Annotated in this window: 16 protein-coding genes and 1 pseudogene; 8 read left to right on the top strand and 9 right to left on the bottom strand. The window is 62.1% G+C overall.

Features of this window, described 5'->3' with window-relative positions; genetic code table 11:
• Window positions 1-34 precede the first annotated feature (34 nt).
• Window positions 35-1,090 (top strand): hypothetical protein, encoded by a 1,056-nt coding sequence (locus DYQ94_RS17180; protein WP_160954718.1) that lies wholly within the window; start codon window positions 35-37, stop codon window positions 1,088-1,090.
• On the opposite strand, the gene DYQ94_RS17175 is transcribed toward DYQ94_RS17180, so the two are convergent.
• From DYQ94_RS17175 to DYQ94_RS17165, 3 genes are all read right to left on the bottom strand, one after another.
• Window positions 1,038-2,567, bottom strand: a complete 1,530-nt coding sequence (locus DYQ94_RS17175; protein WP_160954719.1) for a hypothetical protein — start codon at window positions 2,565-2,567, stop codon at window positions 1,038-1,040. The two genes, DYQ94_RS17180 and DYQ94_RS17175, sit on opposite strands and share 53 nt — an antisense overlap.
• 419 nt (window positions 2,568-2,986) lie before the next feature.
• Window positions 2,987-3,160, bottom strand: a complete 174-nt coding sequence (locus DYQ94_RS17170; RefSeq protein ID WP_237474908.1) for a hypothetical protein — start codon at window positions 3,158-3,160, stop codon at window positions 2,987-2,989.
• Window positions 3,157-3,738 carry a DNA-binding protein gene (locus tag DYQ94_RS17165; protein ID WP_237474909.1) on the bottom strand — a complete coding sequence of 194 codons (582 nt, stop codon included), beginning with the start codon at window positions 3,736-3,738 and terminating at the stop codon, window positions 3,157-3,159. The genes DYQ94_RS17170 and DYQ94_RS17165 overlap by 4 nt, the downstream gene beginning before the upstream one ends.
• A gap of 3 nt (window positions 3,739-3,741) precedes the next feature.
• Here DYQ94_RS17165 and DYQ94_RS17160 point away from each other — a divergent pair.
• The 3 genes and pseudogenes from DYQ94_RS17160 to DYQ94_RS17150 all read left to right on the top strand — a co-directional run.
• Window positions 3,742-4,422 (top strand): annotated as a pseudogene (locus tag DYQ94_RS17160) (site-specific integrase); the annotation flags it as partial.
• 223 nt (window positions 4,423-4,645) lie between these two features.
• The gene (locus DYQ94_RS17155; RefSeq protein ID WP_160954720.1) at window positions 4,646-6,220 is read left to right on the top strand and encodes an AAA family ATPase; all 1,575 of its coding nucleotides are present in this window, start codon (window positions 4,646-4,648) and stop codon (window positions 6,218-6,220) included.
• Window positions 6,221-7,949: 1,729 nt separating this feature from the next.
• Window positions 7,950-8,912: an RDD family protein gene (locus DYQ94_RS17150; protein WP_160954721.1), complete on the top strand. Its 963-nt coding sequence runs from the start codon at window positions 7,950-7,952 to the stop codon at window positions 8,910-8,912.
• 284 nt (window positions 8,913-9,196) lie between these two features.
• On the opposite strand, the gene DYQ94_RS17145 is transcribed toward DYQ94_RS17150, so the two are convergent.
• From DYQ94_RS17145 to DYQ94_RS17125, 5 genes are all read right to left on the bottom strand, one after another.
• Complete coding sequence (locus tag DYQ94_RS17145) at window positions 9,197-10,000, bottom strand: SDR family NAD(P)-dependent oxidoreductase (protein ID WP_024939964.1); 804 nt, start codon at window positions 9,998-10,000, stop codon at window positions 9,197-9,199.
• Window positions 10,001-10,043: 43 nt separating this feature from the next.
• Window positions 10,044-11,573, bottom strand: coding sequence for a GMC family oxidoreductase (locus DYQ94_RS17140; RefSeq protein WP_160954722.1), 1,530 nt, complete (start codon window positions 11,571-11,573; stop codon window positions 10,044-10,046).
• Window positions 11,570-12,928: an alpha/beta hydrolase gene (locus DYQ94_RS17135; protein ID WP_184429163.1), complete on the bottom strand. Its 1,359-nt coding sequence runs from the start codon at window positions 12,926-12,928 to the stop codon at window positions 11,570-11,572. Before DYQ94_RS17135 ends, DYQ94_RS17140 begins: the two co-directional genes overlap by 4 nt.
• A 281-nt stretch (window positions 12,929-13,209) precedes the next feature.
• On the bottom strand, window positions 13,210-13,854 hold the full coding sequence (locus DYQ94_RS17130; protein ID WP_065031359.1) for a LuxR C-terminal-related transcriptional regulator: 645 nt from the start codon (window positions 13,852-13,854) through the stop codon (window positions 13,210-13,212).
• Complete coding sequence (locus DYQ94_RS17125; RefSeq protein ID WP_160954724.1) at window positions 13,847-15,286, bottom strand: ATP-binding protein; 1,440 nt, start codon at window positions 15,284-15,286, stop codon at window positions 13,847-13,849. The genes DYQ94_RS17130 and DYQ94_RS17125 overlap by 8 nt, the downstream gene beginning before the upstream one ends.
• Before the next feature lie 216 nt (window positions 15,287-15,502).
• Between DYQ94_RS17125 and DYQ94_RS17120 the strand changes: the two genes are divergently transcribed.
• Together DYQ94_RS17120 and DYQ94_RS17115 are read left to right on the top strand one after the other, a co-directional pair.
• A complete protein-coding gene (locus tag DYQ94_RS17120; protein ID WP_024939959.1) occupies window positions 15,503-16,411 on the top strand; it encodes a bestrophin family protein in 909 nt (302 codons plus the stop codon).
• Between the two features lie 14 nt (window positions 16,412-16,425).
• Window positions 16,426-17,340 (top strand): universal stress protein, encoded by a 915-nt coding sequence (locus DYQ94_RS17115; RefSeq protein ID WP_046342773.1) that lies wholly within the window; start codon window positions 16,426-16,428, stop codon window positions 17,338-17,340.
• 308 nt (window positions 17,341-17,648) lie between these two features.
• Here DYQ94_RS17115 and DYQ94_RS17110 read toward each other — a convergent pair whose 3' ends face one another.
• Complete coding sequence (locus tag DYQ94_RS17110; RefSeq protein WP_160954725.1) at window positions 17,649-18,524, bottom strand: LysR family transcriptional regulator; 876 nt, start codon at window positions 18,522-18,524, stop codon at window positions 17,649-17,651.
• Between the two features lie 142 nt (window positions 18,525-18,666).
• On the opposite strand from DYQ94_RS17110, the gene DYQ94_RS17105 reads away from it, so the two are divergent.
• Both DYQ94_RS17105 and DYQ94_RS17100 read left to right on the top strand, forming a co-directional pair.
• On the top strand, window positions 18,667-19,536 hold the full coding sequence (locus DYQ94_RS17105) for an NmrA family NAD(P)-binding protein (protein WP_160954726.1): 870 nt from the start codon (window positions 18,667-18,669) through the stop codon (window positions 19,534-19,536).
• An 87-nt stretch (window positions 19,537-19,623) separates the two neighbouring features.
• The gene (locus tag DYQ94_RS17100) at window positions 19,624-20,073 is read left to right on the top strand and encodes a GNAT family N-acetyltransferase (RefSeq protein WP_260286628.1); all 450 of its coding nucleotides are present in this window, start codon (window positions 19,624-19,626) and stop codon (window positions 20,071-20,073) included.
• Window positions 20,074-20,210 lie beyond the last annotated feature (137 nt).

The following is a 20,210-nucleotide window of genomic DNA, read 5'->3' as shown; positions in this document are numbered from 1 at the left end:
TCAGATAGGCGCATGGGTGTGGACCCGATACCTGTTGAAGTCGTTGGAATGCGACGTCGCATGGTTGAATCGAACCTTGCTTCTGCCCTGCGAGGGCTTCACGGGAGCGATCTATGAGGGGCTGATACCTCGGGTCTTCGAAGAGATCCACTACGCGGGCAAGAACCCCGACGGTGCCTACTGGAAAGAGATCAAGGACAAGACCAAGAAGTTCAACCTGCTCGAACGGGTATGCGAACGTGTTCCGGCGTCACGCGCCTGGTTGCTGCGCGATTTCAACCGCTACATGCAGCTTGATCCGCCCTCATTGTTAGACTCACGCGAGCAGTTGCTGGTCTACACCAACTCGCGAGGTCTTCTGCTGGTACCTGGGCGAGTCATGGCTGCCGTGAAGTACCTTGATCCGGCGCTGTATGCCGATCTTGAGCACCGTTGCACTAGCGCGCTGATCAAAGCAGCCACTCCCAGCACGCTGCTCTTCGTCATCGCCTTCCTGCATGAGGTCACCTGGCGCAGGCACCGAGGGACACGGGCGGCAAAGGAATTAGCTGACAACGCGGTTACCGCATTCTCCGCCTCAATGCACGAACGCGCCTTCGAAGACGGCCAGCGACTTGGCGAACAGCTTCAACCTTACTTGCAAGACGCCGTGGCCAATGTCTCGGTATGGGGTGTCCGATCCGCGCCTTCAAAGCTCCCTCGGGCACTGGGAGACCTTTGGGCACTGCCTTTCCTGGTGAAGAAGAACCAGGGAATGCTCGATGCCTGCGCTTGCCTACATGCGGCCGGTGAAGCATGGTACGAGCGCATAGACCATCCTTTGCCTGAGCGATACCGAGATGGCGCCCTTGGAGTAACAGTCGAGGGCTTGACCTCGTATACACCCGCCCAGACGAGCATTAAAGCGGCACTTCTTGCGCTACGACTGGGGTTGCTCAGAACGCATGGCGATATCTCGCTTGAATACGATCAGTCGCTGTTGATCACGGCACGTACTAACCCTGGCGCCCATGCAAAGTCGTCTAGCAGCTCTCGCGCTAGTGGTAGCACCCATTCATCTCGTTTATCCTCGCGTGCAAAATCGGCATAGAGATCGCCGCACGCTGGCGTGCACCGTATTCGCGCTTCAGATTCTTAGCTTCATGTTCCGCACGTATTTTAGCAAGTACAGGCTCTTGCAATGTGTCATAACTTTCTATGCAGTGAGCCGAAACCAACTGCCATCTCGCTTCATCGTTAAGGTGTAAAGCTTCACATACCTCGGAAAAATCGACGTCTTTTATATCTTGCCAGAGTATCGCAGGTATATCTTCACTTGTCCTAGATGCTTGCCAACGCTCAAAGCTTGTGGGCAATTTACTTGCTAACCAGCCTGACAGTTCATCCGGATCACTTCTCAGGAAGGTCGAAATGGAACTCATCAGACATGCCTTCTCAAGAACGTAAGAACCAAATGATCGCTCGGCCGTGCTCTTAAGCCCCCACGCGTCCCAGAGTTCATAGGGAAGCCTCTCATGTACACGGTCAAGGTGGCACATCTCCCACGCCACAAACCCGTTTCCTATGCAACAAAGCTTATGTGCGGTCCGAGCAGGAAACTGCCCAAACGTTTTGCGCTTGATCACCTCTCGCGAGGTTGCGATACAGGTAAGGTGATCGGAATACCGCTGAAGCAGCCAGGCACCCGCTCGTAATTGGGCAGTTCGATGGATGACGGTACGACTCTCCTTTTCGATCGAGCAAGGTTCTTCGGCACGGTGGCTTTTTAAGATACGCTGGATAGATGGCTGCCCCCGATGGTTGGGAACGACTTTGATAGCGGCGAATCTCGGTACAAAAGAAAGCTCCTCGGAACGTTGTCTATTGGACTCCAACATCGCTGTTGTAGCTTCCTTGACGCCCGACAACGTGCCTCGCCTGCCAAACCGCCTTGTCACCATGGAATAAATCGGTGCGCAAGCATTCATCGCCCCAACCAGCTCCTGATAGGCGTGTGAAATCCGCCATCGGACGCGCTGATTCGCACACACATTGGTCATATCGGCATCCAACAGAGAACCACCGCAGCTGTCACAGCTAAATGCTGGGCGGGGTACGGCGGCGGCGTATTTCATTTGCCGCCCGCAGACCGGGCAGTGCGAGATCAGTCGTCGTTGGTGATAAGGACAGAACTCAATAAACTGCAGTTGGCAGACCGTAAAGTGCATTCCAAGCGCGACGCATTCTGTGCAGAAGCGGAGACACTCTTCTTCCCATGCCCCGTCAGAGTAGTCCTTCAGCATCAAGAAATCCGACTCGTTGAAGTACTCCCCTAGCCTCCCTTGCTGGATTGGCCACAGATACCTATGCGCCTTACTGCTCCATTCATTCACTACCTCCGCGTAGTCGATCCGGCCTGGCTTGTGGGGATACTGATTTTGCTCGTTGATGCGAAGATCACGCATCAGCTGAAGTGGGCCCGTTACCGCGAACCAACCCAATTTGTTCAGAAATGCATAGGTTGATTCTCCTGGGAGCAAAGCGTCGCGCACCCAAGGTATGTACGGCTCGAACTTCTCATCGCTCAAGGCCCTTCTCCAAGCATGACTTGGGGGAGATTGTTGATCGCTTTTCCTAAGAATTCAGGGGATCGGGAAAGTCACAGCTTTGGTGTTCACCCCAAAATAGTCACAGCTTTACTGGTCATGTTGTTACAGTGACACCGAATCCAAACCCAACCTTCGCCCATCGATAAGTGATTGTTTATATGGGTCGAGACGATAGAAGTGTGGTCACAGGTCTACCGAGCCCGGTTCTATCAATGCTGGTCCCTTGTCAGTTTTTTAAATTAGTGTCCTTTTTCCTCGGATCGTGCCCCTCATTGATTTCTAAGGACTTTTTCTCTCCCGCGGGACACGATCCTAAGTAAGGCCTGGGTGCTCTCAGCGTAGTCGACACGACACCATTCCTTGCTTGGCATCAGGGAGCCGCTTTGCCGCGACTTCGCTTAGACCGCAACATCGCCTTGCGCGTGTTCTAGCGCTTCCTCAAGTCGGCGCTTATCCAGCGCTGCCTCTCGCAGGCTGGCAGCTAGCTGCTGCTTGGCCTGCTTGGATTCCTGACGCGCATGATCGATCTCCGCATGTGCCCGGTCTTCAGTGGCCCGCATATGCTGGGTCAAGGTGTCGCGCTCGGTACGCGCTGCATCCTGCAACTCCTGGAGTTGGACCCGTAACATTTCATTGGCGCTTTCTGCGCCGAGGGCGCGTCACGCTGCTGGCTAAGTTCGGCCAGCTGACGCTGCAGCTGCTCGACAAAGCGCTCTAACTCGGACGTCCGTGCGGCGGCGAGTTGTTCGGCTTGCTGAGCAGCGTGGGTTACGCTATCTAGTCGGGCAAGCTCGGCCTGCATAACGTGCCGGTCTCGCTCCAACGTTTCTCGGGCGTCTAAGAGGGATGCACGATCAGAAGCCATTGCGTCATCGGCCTGGGCTCGGGCGTGGTCTAGCGCCAACGTCCACCACTGCCCTGCCAGGGCTGCGACGGCCTCGGGCACATTGGCCGTTGCGATCCGGACCTGACGGTCCGTTGCCAAGCGAGGCCCCAAACCTTGCCACCAAGTCTCCAGCCAGCGCACAACTGTGTTCGGTGACCCTGTACCCAGATGGGCGCGGATACGCTCAACCGTAGGTCGTTCGCCATCTGCAACAAGTGCATCGGCAGCGCCGTGCACGTCAGATTCGGTGATGCCTCTGGCCATCAAAAGCGTCTGGCCAATCCCTGCGAGTCGCCGAGCGTGCGTATCCTGCTCAGCCGCGCCCGCCGCGCCTCCGTCAAGCGCAGTGAGCGGCCAAACAAGAAGACCGCCATCACGCGACCAGAGCTGGAGGCCATGCTGGCCACCTGCGATGACTCTCTAGAGGGTCTGCGTGACCGTGCCCTGCTCTGCTTTGGTTTCGCCAGCGGTGGCCGCCGGCGCAGCGAAATCGCAGCCGCCGATATGCGCGACCTGCGCAAGGTGGGCGACGATGGCTACATTTATCGGCTGGAGTACTCGAAGACCCAGCAGGCCGGAGTGAAGGCGGACTCGACGCCGGATAAGCCAATTCTAGGGCGAAGCGCTGAGGCATTGGCGGCTTGGTTGGAGGCGGCCGCGATCCAGGAGGGAGCGATCTTCCGTCGAATCTGGAAGGATCGGGCGGGGCCTGCCCTACTCCCTGGTTCGGTCGCTACAATAGTGAAGCGCCGCGCGCAGTTGGCGGGGCTGGAGGGAGACTTTGGAGCGCACAGCTTGCGGTCGGGGTTCGTCACCGAGGCGGGGAAGCAAGGCGTTCCATTACCTGCGGTAATGGCGATGACGGAACACCGGTCGGTAGCGAGCGTGGTCGGGTACTTCCAAGCAGGTGCGGACGAGGACAACCCTGCCGCAAGGCTCCTTAAGTAGACTCACATGCAGTGCGGGCGCAACCCCAGTCGCCGGCCTTCCTGTGGTCAGATAACCTAGCTGCGCCACGTTTTGTCAGGGCAGCCGCTGCTGAATCGGGGCGCGACAGGCGGAGAGCCGGGCGAGCATGGCTGGACCCGGTCCGCAAATGGGTGATTGCCTTGCTAAAGCTGCAAAAATTGGTTGAACCGCCCGTCGAATGGCCGATGCCAACGAGGAATAAATGTCAAATGCGCGTCTGACGGAGATCGCCGTCGAAAGGTTCAAGAGTCATGGAACAGAAACGAGAGTTGGACTTAGTCCGCTCACGGTTCTTGTGGGTCCCAACAATGGCGGCAAGAGCACTATTGTTCAGGCCCTGCTTCTGTTGCAGCAGACCCTGCACTTCCCGCGCGTTGAGGTGCCACTTCATCTCGCGGGGGCGGTCGATGCCAACTCATTGCGAGAGCTGACTTATGACTGGCCGACCGGTGAAGACTTTATAGGGCCGCGCTTCCAGATCCATTGGGCTTCAGACGTCGAGACGGAATCAGTTCTAGAGGAGATAGGGGACGGGCCATTCTCAGTTGCTGCTGAACGGATTGGTGGCGACTGGCTCCGCCAGTTTTCTACTGAGTCAATCTTTTCGACAACTACGAGTATCAGCCTACAATTCTCTCAAATTTCTGGAAAGCTCTCACTTACCCACATTGAATTGGCGGCATATGCGAACCAGGCGGTCGCGCCACGATTGATATTCGGGTTCAAGCTCCTAGATGATGGGGCTTACGAGGTCTCCTGTAACGGTGAGGCTGGAAAGAGTATCAAGGTTAATCTCGATCATTTCATTCCGTACATCTCGATTAATACGAGGAACATTGGGCCAAGGGATAGGCAGCGTGCGTGGGTGAACGCTTTCAAGGCAGTCTTCTTGCAACCACTCGATGATCTGCAGGGCATTCTGAGAAACCTCAACTATCTTTCCTCGACACGCGACATTCAGCCAGCAATTTACCGGTCTGCATCTATCGCGCCGGAAGGTGTTGGTGTGTCTGGGGAGCTGGCTGCGCAGCTCCTTCACGCGAGTCAAGATAAGAGTGTCTTATACAATCCTCCGAGCTCTGCCGCGTTGCATGAAATTCCGACGCCCGTTATCTCCACACTTCAGGAGGCTGTGGGAAATGTCTTGCACGAGCTGGGCATCAGTGCCCCGCTATCCATTCAGAAGATTGGCGACCTCGGCTTCAGGCTGTTGTTCGGCAACGCCACCCTGCAGCACGTTGGGCGTGGCCTTACATACCTGTTGCCAATCGTTGAGATGGGACTTATTGGAGATCCCACGCTTTTCTCAGCTAAAGACCGGCAGTTAACTTTCAAGCGAGCCAACTTCTCAGTATGTGCGTTTGAGGAGCCCGAGGCGCATCTTCACCCAAAACTGCAAGCAATGTTAGCGGATTGGTTTGTAGCATTGGCCAACGGGAAAAGACAAGTAATAGTCGAAACACATAGCGATCACTTGGTGAGGAGGCTTCGGTCCCTCATCGCTCAAGCCAGTCCCGATTCCCCGATGGAATCGTGGCTTCGGTGTCACGTGTCGATCGTGGAGGTGGAGCAGGTTGCTGGAATTAGCAAGGTTGCCGTGTCTCACTTGCAGAAGAATGGTGACCTCGAGACCTGGCCTAAGGATTTTATGGGTCAAGCTCAGTTGGTTGAGGAGGTCATATATGTCGCTGGCCTCGGGAAGGACGACGACTCGGAGGGCCAGCTTCCAGAAGTGGCTCATTCTTCAGAGGATGAGCCCTATGAACGTCCTGATTGATCCTGAGCTGCTCGCTCCTTTTCGGAATGCCCGTCACTGCACTGAGGCCGATGTGGCCGCGCTCAAAGAGTCTCTGGAGCAGCTCACCAGGTTCACCACCAACTACGATGCGAAAGTTGTGTCGACAAAGCATCTATGGCGCATTCTCCAGGAGCTGTACATCGCTCCCGTAGTTGATGCTTTCAATGAGCCCGCAGTGCGAACTCCGTTGCAACTGTTGCGAGGGCGGCTAAGGGTTGTCGTCCCTGACGTGAATCGGCCTCTACTTGCATGGGGCTTCGAGCAGATGCTTAGTCGCAATGACGGGCAGGATTGGCCAAGCGGGTATGCATCAGTAGCGGCCGAACTGCAGGCTGCCAACGAGTCAGTGGTGCTCTTCACTCGCTACCTAGAAGGTCGGAACGTTACGACTCACAAGGCCGCGCATTCGATACTCGTGGAGAAGACACGCTGGCGTATGCACGTTGGTGCGCCTAGTCTAAATGGAATTGTTTCCGTGCCATGCGTAGCGTCATTGCGGAATGCTGACGTTTCGTGGACTACTCGCTTCGACGACGCGTTGCCGGACACAGCCCCCTCGGAGGGAGCTGCATTCCAGCCTCCATTTAACTGGCACCGAGGGTATGTAAAGCCCTTTCGCGTTCATCAATCAAAGTTTGCGTGGACGGACTCAGCCGGTAACGGTTGGTCCGATCCGAACACTCCAGGGACTTCGTATCACTGGGACGTTCACTTTGTGGTTGCATCGGATAGCCCGATTGGAATCTCGCCAGCGAACATTGTCCGCTGGGGGGCGCCTAGGAAGGAAGGTATTGCTGGCGGGATACACCACGTTCCGCGCCTGAAGCGTGCCCGGGTTGTTTAAGCCTCTGGCCACCTTGCCTGTAATCAGGCCAAGGTGGCTCAAGCTTTAAGTGGCTCGCTCTGCGCAGTTAGCGCTGGCGTAGTCGCCTTTTGCAAGCGAATTTTTTGGGGATATAATTGACATGCTCTTCTCCTCACTCATGAGTCTGAGCTATGCAGAATCCGGCATCATTGAGCTTGATGCGCTACGTCAGGCGCTTCCGTCCAGTCCTGAGGACGTCCTCAATCAATTTTATGCAGACCACGGACGCAACTGCGCCTTCCAGAATCAGTACGGACACCTCGACATTAGTCGCATCGAGTGGCAGCTAGAACGTGTGCCTGCCGAGCAAATTATTTCCTGTACAGTGTGGCGAGAATTTCAGAACTGGTGCGATAGTGTGGCTGAGCGAGTCAATGGCTTTGCCATCAAGGGCTGGAACTGTATCGATGTCCGGTCTGACGTTCGTCTTAGCTGGGAGTGCGAGCGTACTTGGATTCGGCCTCCTATCCTTCTGAGTGGAGCTTTTGCTCCCTCTGCCTCAGGGCTACATCTTGTCGAAGGACATACTAGGATCGGATTGCTTAGAGGGCTCATTGCGGCGGATGTGCTGTCCGGTACGTCAGAGCACCTCGTCTGGATTGGAAGAGTGCGCGGCTCTTAACTGCGCCTTATCAATACATTGCCCGCTCTTGGTCTCGAGTGGCCTACTGCCCTACCCCCGATAAATCTTCCTAATCGACAGCCACATTTTCTCCCCAAGCTGTCCTCCTCAGCTACGCCCGTTTACTGTCGGGGAATCACCAGGTAAAGCTGCCGACTCGTGGTCTCCTTGACTGCAGCATGGCATCATCCCGTCCGGGAGAACACCTTACGGGGAACTACATGGAAGTTGATACTGCGCCTGGCGCGGCGGGTTTTTGGCGGCGGTCTGCTGCGTTCTTGGTCGATTGCCTCGTGCTTGGCGTGGCCGGCGCGCTGGCTGGCTGGGCGTTGCTGGATGTGTTCGTGCGGATGGGCGGTTATGGGCGTTTGTTCGGATTCTTCGTTGCACTGACTTACTTCGGTGTCATGAACAGCGTGCTTTGCAAGGGGCAGACGCTGGGCAAGCGCCTGCTGGGCGTGCGCGTTGCTAGCAGGGACGATGCCCTGCTGGCACTTCCGCAATCGCTGCTGCGTTATTCGGTATTGGGTGTCCCGTTCTTCCTCAACGGCGCACAGTTCGATCGCGATGTGTTGCTCTCGCCGCTGCAGTATGTGTTGACGCTGCTGATCTTCGGCGGGACGCTCTCGATCCTTTATCTGTATCTGTTCAATCGCCGCGGTCGCCGGTCGTTGCACGACCTTGCGGTGGGAAGTTCGGTGGTGACCGCGCAAACGCCGCTCGCCGCCGTCAGGCCGATGCCGGTGTGGCGTGTGCACTTGGTGGTAGTCGCTGTGTTGATGATCGCAGCCGCAGCAGTCCCGGCGTTTACCGGGCAACTTGCGCAGAGTGACTACTTCAAGGACTTGCTGGCGGCTCATGAAGCCGTCAGTGCCGAGCCGGGCGTGCAGTCCGCGCGCATCGTGCACAACACGGTGTTTGGCACGCCGAATGTCGAATCTGTGGTTGTGCAGGTCAACCTGTCCGAACGGCGCATCGACGACAAAGCGTTGGCGGAGCACCTTGCCAGGGTCGTCCTCGCCAACGACAAGAAGGCGGCCACCATGTCGGCCATCCACGTCACGCTGGTCTATGGCTATGACCTGGGCATCGCATCGTCCTGGCGCTCGATGGGGTATCAGTTCGCGCCGAAAGCGTTGGCGGCGGCCGGTGAAAGCGATGCCGCAGCGAGAAGCAGAAAGTAGGGCCTTCTGTCCTGCCGAAGGCAATCCCTGCAATCCGGCGTGAGAGGGGTATCGAGAGGCTTTGAGCGGCCGCGCACCGCCGGTGGTAGCCCAGCCTGCAGGCTACGCGTCGCCGTGAACGTGGGCACCCCACTCCGCTGAAACGAGCTGGTTTCCCGGGCAACGCGGCTGCAGTATTCCTGCAGCCGATTACACATGCGCTTACTTATCCGCACCTGGTAACGGGTGCAGAGACAGGATGGGGCAGCTTATGTGGCTCACCGCATCTCGGAACGACGCCCGCCTCAACCCGCGATGGTAAAGACCGATCCCGAATCCACCCGGATCCCGGCGCCGTTGATGAAGCTGGCGCGCTCGGAGCACAGGAAGGCAACCGCCGAGGCCACTTCCTCGGGGCGGCCGCGTCGCTTGAGAACCATGCCGGGACGCTCTTCGTCCAGGAACGATTCGATCGCCTGCTCGAACGTGGTTCCGTTTTCGCTGGCGCGCTTTTGCATCATCTTGTCGGTCATCGGGGTTGCGATGAAAGCGGGCGACACCGTATTGACCAGCACGTTGTCCGGTCCGTAGGCCTTGGACAGGCCCTTGGCCAGGCTGAGGATTCCTGCCTTCGATGCGCAGTAGGCCAGCTCGTCCACGTAGGGCTGCACGGCGTCTTCCGAGGCGAACAGCACGATCCGGCCCCATTGATTGCGGCGCATCGCGGGAATGGCCTGGCGGCACATGCGCACTGCGCCCATCAGGTTGATGTCCAGCGTTTCGAGCCAGCCAGCGTCGCTGACCTCCAGGAAGTCGCCGGTTGCGCCGGTGACGCCCGCTGCGTTGATGTAGATGTCGGGGTCGCCCAGTTGTTCACGCACCTGCGTCCAGATGGCGGCGACGTCCTGCTCGCGCGTGACGTCGCCCTCGATGGCAATGATCTGCCCCAGGCCCGATAGCTCGGCCACTGCCTGGTCGAGCGTACCGTCCGGAAGATCGGTGATCGCCACGCGCACGCCAGCTTCGAGCAGCTGCCGCGCAGTCTCCTTGCCCATTCCCGAGTCGCCGCCACTGATGAGGGCGATCCGATTGTTGATTCCGAGATCCATGCTGAACTCCTGGTGGTAGAGAGAGGTGGTGGTAGGCACGCAACTAGCGGGCGAGAAAACGCTCCGCCGTGCGCAGGCCAAGTGCCATCTGTGTCAGCGCGGGATTGGCTGCCAGCGCACTTGGAAAAATCGAGTTGTCGCAGATGTAGAGGTTGGCGATATCGAATGCGCGGCCGTCCGGGTCGACCACGGCCTGCTCCGGATCTGTGCCCATCCGGCAGGTGCCCAGCGTGTGTGCGGAACGGGCGGCAGCGAAAATGCGTTGTGCACCGGCCGCCTCCCAGATTGCGTGCAGCGATGCGCGCGCGTGGGCATCGATCGCGCGTTCATTGGGTCCGTAGCTGAAGTCGATACGCGCTTTGCGCTGGCCGAAGGCATCGCGCTCGTCGGACAGGCTCAGCCGGTTGACGTCCTGCGGCAGGCATTCGCCATTGATGCCGATGCCGGCCAGGCGGTTGTAGCGCGCCATGGTCGATACGAGCTCCCTCCCCCACAGGCCTGCGCCACGTGCCAGGGTGTTGGCCAGGGTGATCGGCTGCACGCCCAGGCTCTGCACCAGATAGCCGCCGATGAAATCGGCATTGGTCGGGCGCAGCATGTCCTCGGTGATCAGCGACGAGGGGTAGCCGCGGTTCATGCGCATGTCCGCATCGAACTCCCCCCACACCTGGGTGGCCACATGCGCCATGAAATTGCGCCCGACCTGACCGCTGGAGTTGGCCAGCCCCAGGTTGAGCAGCAAGCGCGGTGTTTCCACGCCGCCTGCGCACAGGAACAGGCTTGTGCAACGCTGGCGCAGTTCGCGTCCGTCCTGTTGATAGACCACCGCGCTGACCATGCCACGCGCATCGCGCTCGACATCGACGACCCGGCAGCCGGGTCGCAACTGGGCACCGTGCGCGCGCGCCAGCGGTAGCCAGGTGGTATCGACGCTCACCTTGGCGCCATTGCTGCAACCTTGATGACAGGCGCCGCAGTTGTTGCAGGCCGCGCGCATGCCGTAGTCCGGCTGCGCATGCGCTCTGGTCACCAACGCGGCAGGGGCATCGGTGGCGGTGATGCCGAGCGTGCGGCAACCGCGCTCCATCGCGTTGGCCGACGCATTGCGCTGCGGCGGGGCATAGGCGTAGCTGCGCTCGGGATCCCACGGATAGTGCGCCGGCCCGGAGACGCCGATGAACTCCTCCACGCGGCGGATATAGGACAGCAGCTCTTCATGCGCGATCGGCCAGTCCATGCTGCGCTGCCCAGTGTGCGTCGACAGACTCAGATCGCGCTTGTCCGGACGCGGGCAGAAGGCGCCCCAGTGCAGGGTCGAACCACCCAGGCCAGAACCGGAATTGTTGGCGCCGAATGCGGTGGGCGTCTGCCCGCCGCTCAGGCGCTCTTCCATCCAGTAGATGCCGGTGGTCAACTCATCGGGCAGATGGGAGGCGGGGCTGAAGGCCGCACCCGCTTCCAGCACCACCACCGACAGACCTGCCTGTGCAAGCCGTGCGGCCAGCGGGCCGCCGCCTGCACCGCTGCCTACCACCACCACATCGACTGCAGCGTCGTGGATGCCCGGGTTCATCGCAGGCCTTCGGCAGGAAGCTGCCAGGCTTCCTGCCGGTCGGCTGCGGTGTGCTGATAGCCCAGGCTGTCGATACCAACACCGCCAACCGCAAAGCCGTCGTAGCCCAATGCGGCCATCGTGGTGGGAAGGCTGACCCAGGTCCGCACGGCTTCGGCGCGCACATCCTCGAACCAATGCGCCAGCTGCGCTGCATCCAGCCCATGGGCCGAGGAATCGCCAGCCGTCGCGCGCGACACCTCGCGCAGCCAACGGTCCTGGATCTCCGCAGGCAGGCCAGCGAAGCCATTGCTCAGCGCGTCGAGCGTGTCGAGCCCCAGCGGCATCGCCAGCCGATCGGGTGGCAACGCGGCATGGCGCCAACCATCTCCTGCGCCCTCGGCAAGCTGGACGTCGATCCGCCGTGCAATCCCGCGCGCATCCCCTGCCCCATCCAATACACGCGCAACGACTGCGCCGAGTATCTCCAGTTGAGGCTGGCTCAGCACGCCTCGCGCATCTGCGGGTGGGCCGGCATGCCGGCTGAGCAGCAGCTTGCGCATGCGCGGGGCAACCCGGTCTGCATTGAGCAGCCTGACGAAGTCATCGGGCAGGCACGTGTCCATGCTGCGCTCCACATGCGCTGCGATCAGCTGCGCCAGGTGTTGCGGTTGTTCGTAGGGGATCAGGTGCGCGGCATCGGCCACGATGGCGAGACGCGCATCGTGATAATGCGGGGCGTTCAACGCGGTTTGCGCGGCTTCGCCGAGGTCGCCATCCTCACTGCCGGCGAGGATCAACGCCGGCACGTGCATGCAGCCGGCCTGGGCGCTGTAGTCCTCACGACTGGCGTGCGCAAGCCAGGCGATCCATGCTTTTGCACTGGTTCGCAGCACATCGTTTACAGCCGCGTCCCTCACAGGCGCAGGCAAACTCTCCGCACAGTTGTCGTCGATGAACTGCTCGGCTTCTTGCCGGGTGGGATGGCCCTTTTCGAACCACGCCAGCATGGCCTGTCGGCGTGACTCCTCCATCGGCTCTGGCGCTGGCGGCGACGCCGCGACCAGGATCACGCCGGCCAGGCCGGCAAGCCCGGCTACGCCCTCGCGTGCCTGCGCCGCTGCCAGGGTGGCGATCTTTCCGCCCATGCTGTGTCCGATCACAAACCAGCAGGTCGGTTGCCGCCGAATCACCTCATCGACAAACCAGGCAACCAGTGCGGCGGTGTCGATATGCTGCAGCGGCGGCGCGTCTCCAAAGCCGGGAATATCGAGCGCCACACAGTCGAAACGCGCCTCCAGTCGCTCAATCACGCCAGACCACTCGTTGCTGCTGGACCCAAGCGCGTGCAGGAAGAACAGCGTCGGCTTCGCCATGTAACACCTCTCTCCATCAGGCGCGCATGATGACCGGCGCTTTGTCCATGCCTCGTGCAGATGAGTCCGACATCGTGTGATGACGTGAGGCTCGTCGCTTGTCCGGGAACACCACCCATCGCATCCCGATCGGCATGCCTGCAAGGCGGCAGATCAGCGTCACACATGCGGGCTTGTCGCACGCACTATCTGCCAGCGTGCCGTTGCAACTGCATCGGGTTCAGCGGACAAGCATCTGCATCTGCATCGCTCGCCCGATGGCTTCAATGGACCACGACACCTCACACCAGATCGCGATAATCCTGCAGGATCACCATCACCAACTGGCTGCGCGAGCGCACGTCGAGCTTGTTGAACAGCTGCTGGAAGGTGGCCTTGATCGCGCTTTCCGAACTGCCGAGCTGGCGTGCGATTAACTTGTTGGACTGCCCGCGCAGCAGGCCACGCAGCACTTCGCGCTCACGGTCGGTAAAACTGGGCCGGCTTTCCTGGGTGCCCTGGGCGACCAGCGATTGCAGATAACGCTGGTCGATCAGCACACGGCCCATCGCCACCGCATGGATGCTGTCGATCAGTTCATCGGTGGAGACATCCTTGCGGCAGATACCGGACACGCCGAGCCGGATCAAGGCCAGTGCGTCGCGCTCGGGCAGGCCGGCGGTGACGACCAGCGTGGCCGGACGGCGCGCCTGCTCGGCCTGGCGCCGCATGTAGTCCAGCGCGTTGTACTCGCCCATGTCGTAGTCGAGGATGACCACGTCCGGCATCAGCGAGGCGATCTGTACGATGGCCTGCGCCAATGCGCCGGACTGCCCGACCACCTCGAAACGGGCGTCGGCACCGAGCAGGCGCAGCAGGCCCTCGCGGAACAGCGTGTGGTCGTCCAGCAGATAGAGGCGCACCGGTGCGCGCCGCGACTCATCCATCCAGCGCCTCCGCATATGCTGCGTGCGCCAGCGGCAGATGCAGCTCGAAACAGGCGCCTTCGCCGCCGGGCGCGTAACGCAGCAGACCGCCCTGGTTGGCCATCAGCGCACGCGAGATGTACAGCCCCAGCCCGGAGCCGTCGCTGTCGCTGCGGAACGGCTGGAACAGGCGGCCCGGCTCGGCAATGCCGGGCCCGGTGTCGCGCACGCTCAGCACCGCACGCTCCTGCTCCAGGCGCGCACTGACGATCAACTGGCGGCGTTGCGGCGGCAGCGCCTGCACCGCACGCAGCGAATTGCGCGCCAGATTGAGCAGCACCTGCAGCAATGCATGGCGGTCGCCGTGCACCGAGGGGAAGTCGGCCGCGATCTGGATCACCAGTTGGCCCTCGACGTCCTCCCAGTCCGAACGGATGATCACATCCAGCTCGCTGCACAGCGTCTGCAGCCGCGTTTCATGCGCGTCGTCGGGCAGCTGCCGCCGCAGGTTGAAGGACGCCAGCTCCATCAGTGCCGCCACCAGGCTGCGCAATGCGGCCAGATCCGGATCAGCGCCCATCGCAGGATGCCGCGCCAGGTTGGAAGTGACCACGCCCGCGGCCGAACACAGGTTGCGGATCTCGTGCGACACCGCGCCGGCCAGCAGGCGATTGTTCTTCAGCACATCGTCGAAGTGCGCCGATTCGCGCGCGCGCACTTCCTCGCTGGTGTCGACCAGGATCGCGGCCAGGTGACGCTCGGCGCTGTCTTCGTAGACCGAGAACCAGGTGGTGGCCGGGAAGCGGGTACCGTCGCTGCGGCAGCCCCAGGTGCTGGCGGAGGTGCGCATGCCATCCAGGTTGGCGCTCATGCTCAGCGCATCGTCCAGCAGCGGCAGGAACTCGCGCACCGCGCGGCCTTCCAGCCCGCCCTCCTCGGCCATGTCCAGGATCTCGTGCGCGGCGCGGTTAGCTGCCACGATGCGGCCGTCGCCGGCCACGGTCAGCAAGGCCGCCGGGCTGCTCTCGGCAAGCAGCCGCAATTGCCGCTCCAGCCGCCGGCGCAGCCGCTGTTCGGCACGCAGCTGCACGTAATGGGCCAGGATCACCCGGCGGGTGCGGCTGATTTCGGCCACGAGCAACCCGCAGCCGGCATAGGCAATCGTCGCCATGAAAAAGCGCAGTGCCTGTTCGACCGGGGTTTCGTCGGTGACGAACAGGCCGCGCAGCACCGCACAGGCAATCGCCGCGATGACGATGTCGCGTCGCGATAGCACCGTGGCCGCCAGCACCACCGGCAGGATGTACAGCAGCCCCAGCGATACGCCCAGGTGCGAGTACCACTCCGCCCACACCAGAGAGGCCAGCATCGCCAGCGACGCCCATAGCGTCGGGCCGCGATTGAGCTTGACCACCTGTCCGCGCCACTTGAATGGCAGTCTCAGTCTGTCCATTGGCTACCCATGCACCTGCGCTGCAATGCCGCTCCTCTGTTGCGGTGGTTGATGCCACAGCATCGTGGCCAGGGCTGCGGATTTCACCTATCGAAAGATAGGCCGGCCGCATCGTTCGGACGGTGCGCGCACTGTCCAACGCTGGCGCAAGGATGGCAGACACGACCGTGGAGGCTGGGTGTAATGCATCCACCCCACGTCGATACTGCCTCTCCCATGATCACCCGCGATACGTTTCCGTTGCGACGCATCTGGCCCAAGACCTACAAGCGCCTGCTGGTGTTGCTGGCGTTCGACTGCGCCGTGGCCGTGCTCTACACCTTCTTCGGCTGGCAGTGGCTGTCGATCGAAGCCTTGCCGCTGGCCCAGCTCGGCTCGGCGCTCACCATCTTCCTGGCGTTCCGCGCCAATGCGGCCTATGGCCGCTGGTGGGAAGCGCGCCAACTCTGGGGCGCGCTGGTGAACACCTCGCGCGCCATCGCACGCCAGGCCCTGACCGCGCTGGATGTGGACCCGGCCGACCCGCGCCAGGCTGCACTGCGCGACGATATCGTGGTGCACCAGGTCGCCTTCGTGCACGCCTTGCGCTGTCACCTGCGCCGGCAGAACCCGTTCCCCGAGCTGGCCGGGCTGCTCGGCCAGGCACGCGCCGACGACCTGCGCGGCTACGCCAACATCCCCAACGCGCTGACCCTGCGGCTGGGCCAGCAACTGCAGCAGGCGCGCGACTGGGGCATGCTCGACAGCCTGCGCTGGTCGTCGCTGGACGCCAACCTCACCACGCTGGCCAATATCCAGGGCGCCTGCGAACGCATCAAGAACACCCCGCTGCCGCGGCAGTTCTCCTCGCTGCCGCGCACGCTGGTGAACATGTATTGCTGGCTGGTGCCGCTGGGCCTGATCGCCGGCATGGGCCTGGCCATGCCGATCGCCTCGGTGCTGATCAGCTTCACCCTGATCGCCATCGACAGCGCCAGCAGCGCCATCGAAGACCCGTTCGAGAACACCGTGCACGACACCCCGATGACCGCACTGTCGCGCGGCATCGAACTCACCCTGCGCGAGATGCTGGGCCAGCGCGTACCGCTGCGTGAAGTGCGCGCCATCGACGGTTTCATCTACTGACCACGGAGCCAGCCATGCAGACCACCCCCACCCACCTGATCTTTGCCACCAATTTTTCCGAGACCTGCCATGCCGCCATCCCGACCGTGGCGCAACTGGTGGACCGCCTGCGCGCACGCCTGACCATCCTGCACGTGCACGCCAAGGGCAAGCGTGCGCAGGCCCAGCAGTCGCTGGACGCGTTTTTTGCCGAGGCCTCCAATTACCCGGGCTGCGAGCGCGCACTTGCCGGCGGCCCGGCCGCCGCCGGCATCGTCTCATTCTGCCGCAGCCGCGACGACGCGCTGCTGATCATGCCGCCGTCCGAGCGCACCGGCCTGCCGCGCCCGCTGCATGTGTCGCTGCGCGCGCGGGTGCTGCAACGCGTGGCCACGCCCATGCTCACCCTGCCCTATGCCGATGCGATCCCGCGCGATGGCGCTGTCGGCGGTCACGTGGCCTGCTGGATCACCGGCCGCGAAACCAGCCTGGAATCGCTGCGCGATGCCGCCGCCCTGGCGCGTCGCCGCGGCGCCGACCTGCATCTGCTGCACGTCGTGCCGGAAGTCAGCGAAGGCCTGCTGGTGGACAGCCTGTTCAACGACAAGCCGCTGAGCGAAGACGCGGCTGCCAGTTGGCTCGGCGACCTGGTCCAGCAGCTGCCCGACGAGGACCTGCGCGTGCGCATCCACGTGGCCGTCGGCAATCCGCGGCGCGAGATCGCCGGCCTGCTCAAACGCGCCTGCGCCGATGTGCTGGTGGTCGAACACGACGCCGTCGTCCGCCGCGGCGTCTGGCGTTCCTCGCTGCAGTCGGCACTGGCAAAGACGCCGTGTGTGCTGATCTGCCTGCCGCCACCCCACCTGCGCCGCCCGATCCTGGGCGCTGGCGGCGACCACGCCGACGCCGCGCCCGGCCGCAGCCTGGCCAGGCGGCTCTTGCGCGTGTGAGGCAACCGAGTGCTCGGCGCGCGGCTGGCTGGGCATCTGCAGTCGTCAGCTGTGCAAGGGATGGCTTGCCTCATCGCGGCATGCATCCCTGAGCGCGGGGCGGTTCTACCGACGTCACGACGCGGCGGCGCGTGCCCGCACCGGCGTGTTCGAGGACGCGCAACCGCGCCTGCCATCCATGTGTTGATCGGTTCATCGATCAGCACTTTCGCAGCGTTGTCTGCACCTCGGTGGTGGATCTTTCCAGGCGATAACGCGTCCACGCAGGCCGGCGCGCAGGCTGGCGCGCGCAAGCTGGAGGCAGCGCCCTACCCCTTGAGCACAAGCGAGGCGTTCGGATACCTCTCGCACATGAAGTCCACGAAGGCGCGCACCTTCGGGGCAGCCAGGCGCCTGGACGTGTGCAACACCCACAGCGCCGGCTCCGCGCCAGCGATGGTGCCCCACTGCACCAGTTCGCCACGCGCGAGCTGGTTCCAGGCGATCGACTGCGGAATGAGCGCGACGCCACCGCCTGCCATCGCCGCGTCGCGGACCATCAGGAACGAGGAAAACCGCAGTCGTGGAATGGGTTCCAGGACCAGACGTCCGTCATCGAGCGTCCATGTGGTCGGCTGGAAGCTCGACATCACCACAGCGGGCATGGATGTGACCGCGCCGCCGGTCGGCATGGCGATGCCGGGGGCGGCAACGACCACCAGCCGATCCCTGGCGAAGCAGCGCCCGACCAGGCTGCTGTCCGGGCTGGGGTTGATGCGGATCGCCACATCGAACTGCTCTTCCACCAGATCGACCGTGCGGTCCTCGGCCACCACCTCCAGCGTGATCTCCGGATAGGCCGCGCAGAACTCTGCGCCGATGCGCCCCATCGCCAGTTGCGAGAACAGCACCGGCGATGCCACCCGCAAGCGCCCACGCGGGCTCGAGAGCCCCTCGCGTGCGGCTGCCATGGCCTCGGCCACCTCGCTCAACGGCACTTCGGTGCGCTCCATCAGCAGCTGCCCGGCCTCGGTGAGCCTGAGGCCACGTGCGCCGCGCTCGACCAGTCGCACTCCCAGTTGCTCCTCCAGCTCGGCGATGCGACGCGACAGGGTCGCCTTAGATCTGCCGCTGGCACGGCTCGCCTTTCCCAGACCCTGGTTCGCCGCGACCAGCGCGAAATCGATCAATGCATTGAGATCCATGGTGTTCCACATTTGAAACCAGGCGTCTACATCTTGGCGTCTTCGTATTGTGGGTGCAACGGCCTATCGTCTCGTCACCGCAACGCCAAGCGCAGCGGACATGTCGCACTGACGCCTCTTTCATCCATAGCAGGAGATTCACATGAGCATTCTCGTTACCGGTGCCACCGGCACCATCGGTTCTCTGATCACCCAGGGCCTGGCCGACGCAGGCGCCAAGGTCAAGGCACTGGTTCGCCAACCCGGCAAGCGCACTTTCCCGACCGGTGTCACCGAAGTGGTCGCAGACCTCACCGACGTCGCGTCGATGCGCGGCGCGTTGTCGTCGGTGCGCACATTGTTCCTGTTGAATGCGGTCACTCCCGACGAAGTGACGCAGGCGCTGATCGCCTTGAATCTTGCCAAGGAAGCAGGGATCGAGCGCATCGTGTACCTGTCGGTGATCCATGCCGACAGGTTCACCAACGTGCCGCACTTCACCGGCAAGCACACGGTCGAGCGCATGATCGAAAGCCTCGATATTGCTGCCACGATTCTGCGCCCGGCGTATTTCATGCAGAACGAAGCGATGATCCAGCAGACGATTCAACAGTACGCCGTCTACCCGATGCCGATCGGCTCGGCAGGTGTGGCCATGATCGATGCGCGCGACATCGCCGACATCGCGGTTGCCGAGTTGCTGCGCCGCGACCGCGCACCCGCCGCACTTGAGCGTGTCACGCTCGAACTGGTCGGCCCGCATGCAGTGACGGGCCCTTCCGCCGCGAAGGTCTGGAGTGCGGCGCTTGGGCGCGAGATCGCCTACGCGGGCGACGACGTGGCTGCCTTCGAAGCGCAGATGGCCGCCTACGGCCCCTCCTGGCTGGCCTATGACATGCGCCTGATGATGGCCGGCATCCAGACCCACGGCATGCAGGCGGCCGACGGCGCGATAGAAAAGCTGCAGGCCATGCTGGGGCGTCCGCTGCGCACCTACGAAGACTTCGTGCGCGAGGCGACGGCCCGGGCCTGAGCGCAGGTGGCGCGGCAGGCGTGGCGATCACGGGGCAGGATGTCATGCCGCTACATGGCACCTGCGCGTCTGGGGCAGACTATGCAGATGGACACGATTCGGCCGTATCAATCTCGGGACTTCGACGCCTGCATGGCGCTCTTCGATGCGAATGTGCCGGTGTTCTTCAGCGCCGGTGAACGTGCCGACTTCGCCGGCTTCCTGAGCCATCACGCCGCGGCGTGGCACTACCAACTGCTAGAGCGCGGCAACGCTGTCGCTGGCTGCGCCGGCTACGCAATCGGCGGCGATGGCACAACGGCGAGCTTGTGCTGGGGCATGGTCCACCCGCGCCTGCACCGCTGCGGCGTGGGGACGCAGTTGCTCCTGGCCCGGCTTGAAGCATTGCGCCAGATGCCGGATGTCCGGCGTGTCCTGTTGGATACCAGTCAACATACCCGGCTGTTCTACGCCCGCTTCGGCTTTGTGGTGCAGCAAGTGACGGTGGATGGCTATGCGCCCGGACTGGAGCGCTGGGATATGGCACTCGATCTGTAGTGCTAGGTGCCACGTGCAGCAGCGTTCGAGCTGTGCAGTAGCGATCTTGTTCACGGCGTATGGATGCCCGGCGGTCGTGCATACAAACAGCCTCGCCGTACCACCGCTATTTCGGGCTGGTCACCAAGTACCCGCGA

Origin of the sequence: Xanthomonas sp. LMG 8993 (assembly GCF_009835065.2) — a bacterium.
Lineage (GTDB): Bacteria > Pseudomonadota > Gammaproteobacteria > Xanthomonadales > Xanthomonadaceae > Xanthomonas > Xanthomonas arboricola.
Note: the sequence above shows the minus strand (reverse complement) of the source record. Positions and strands in the feature narration are given on the sequence as shown.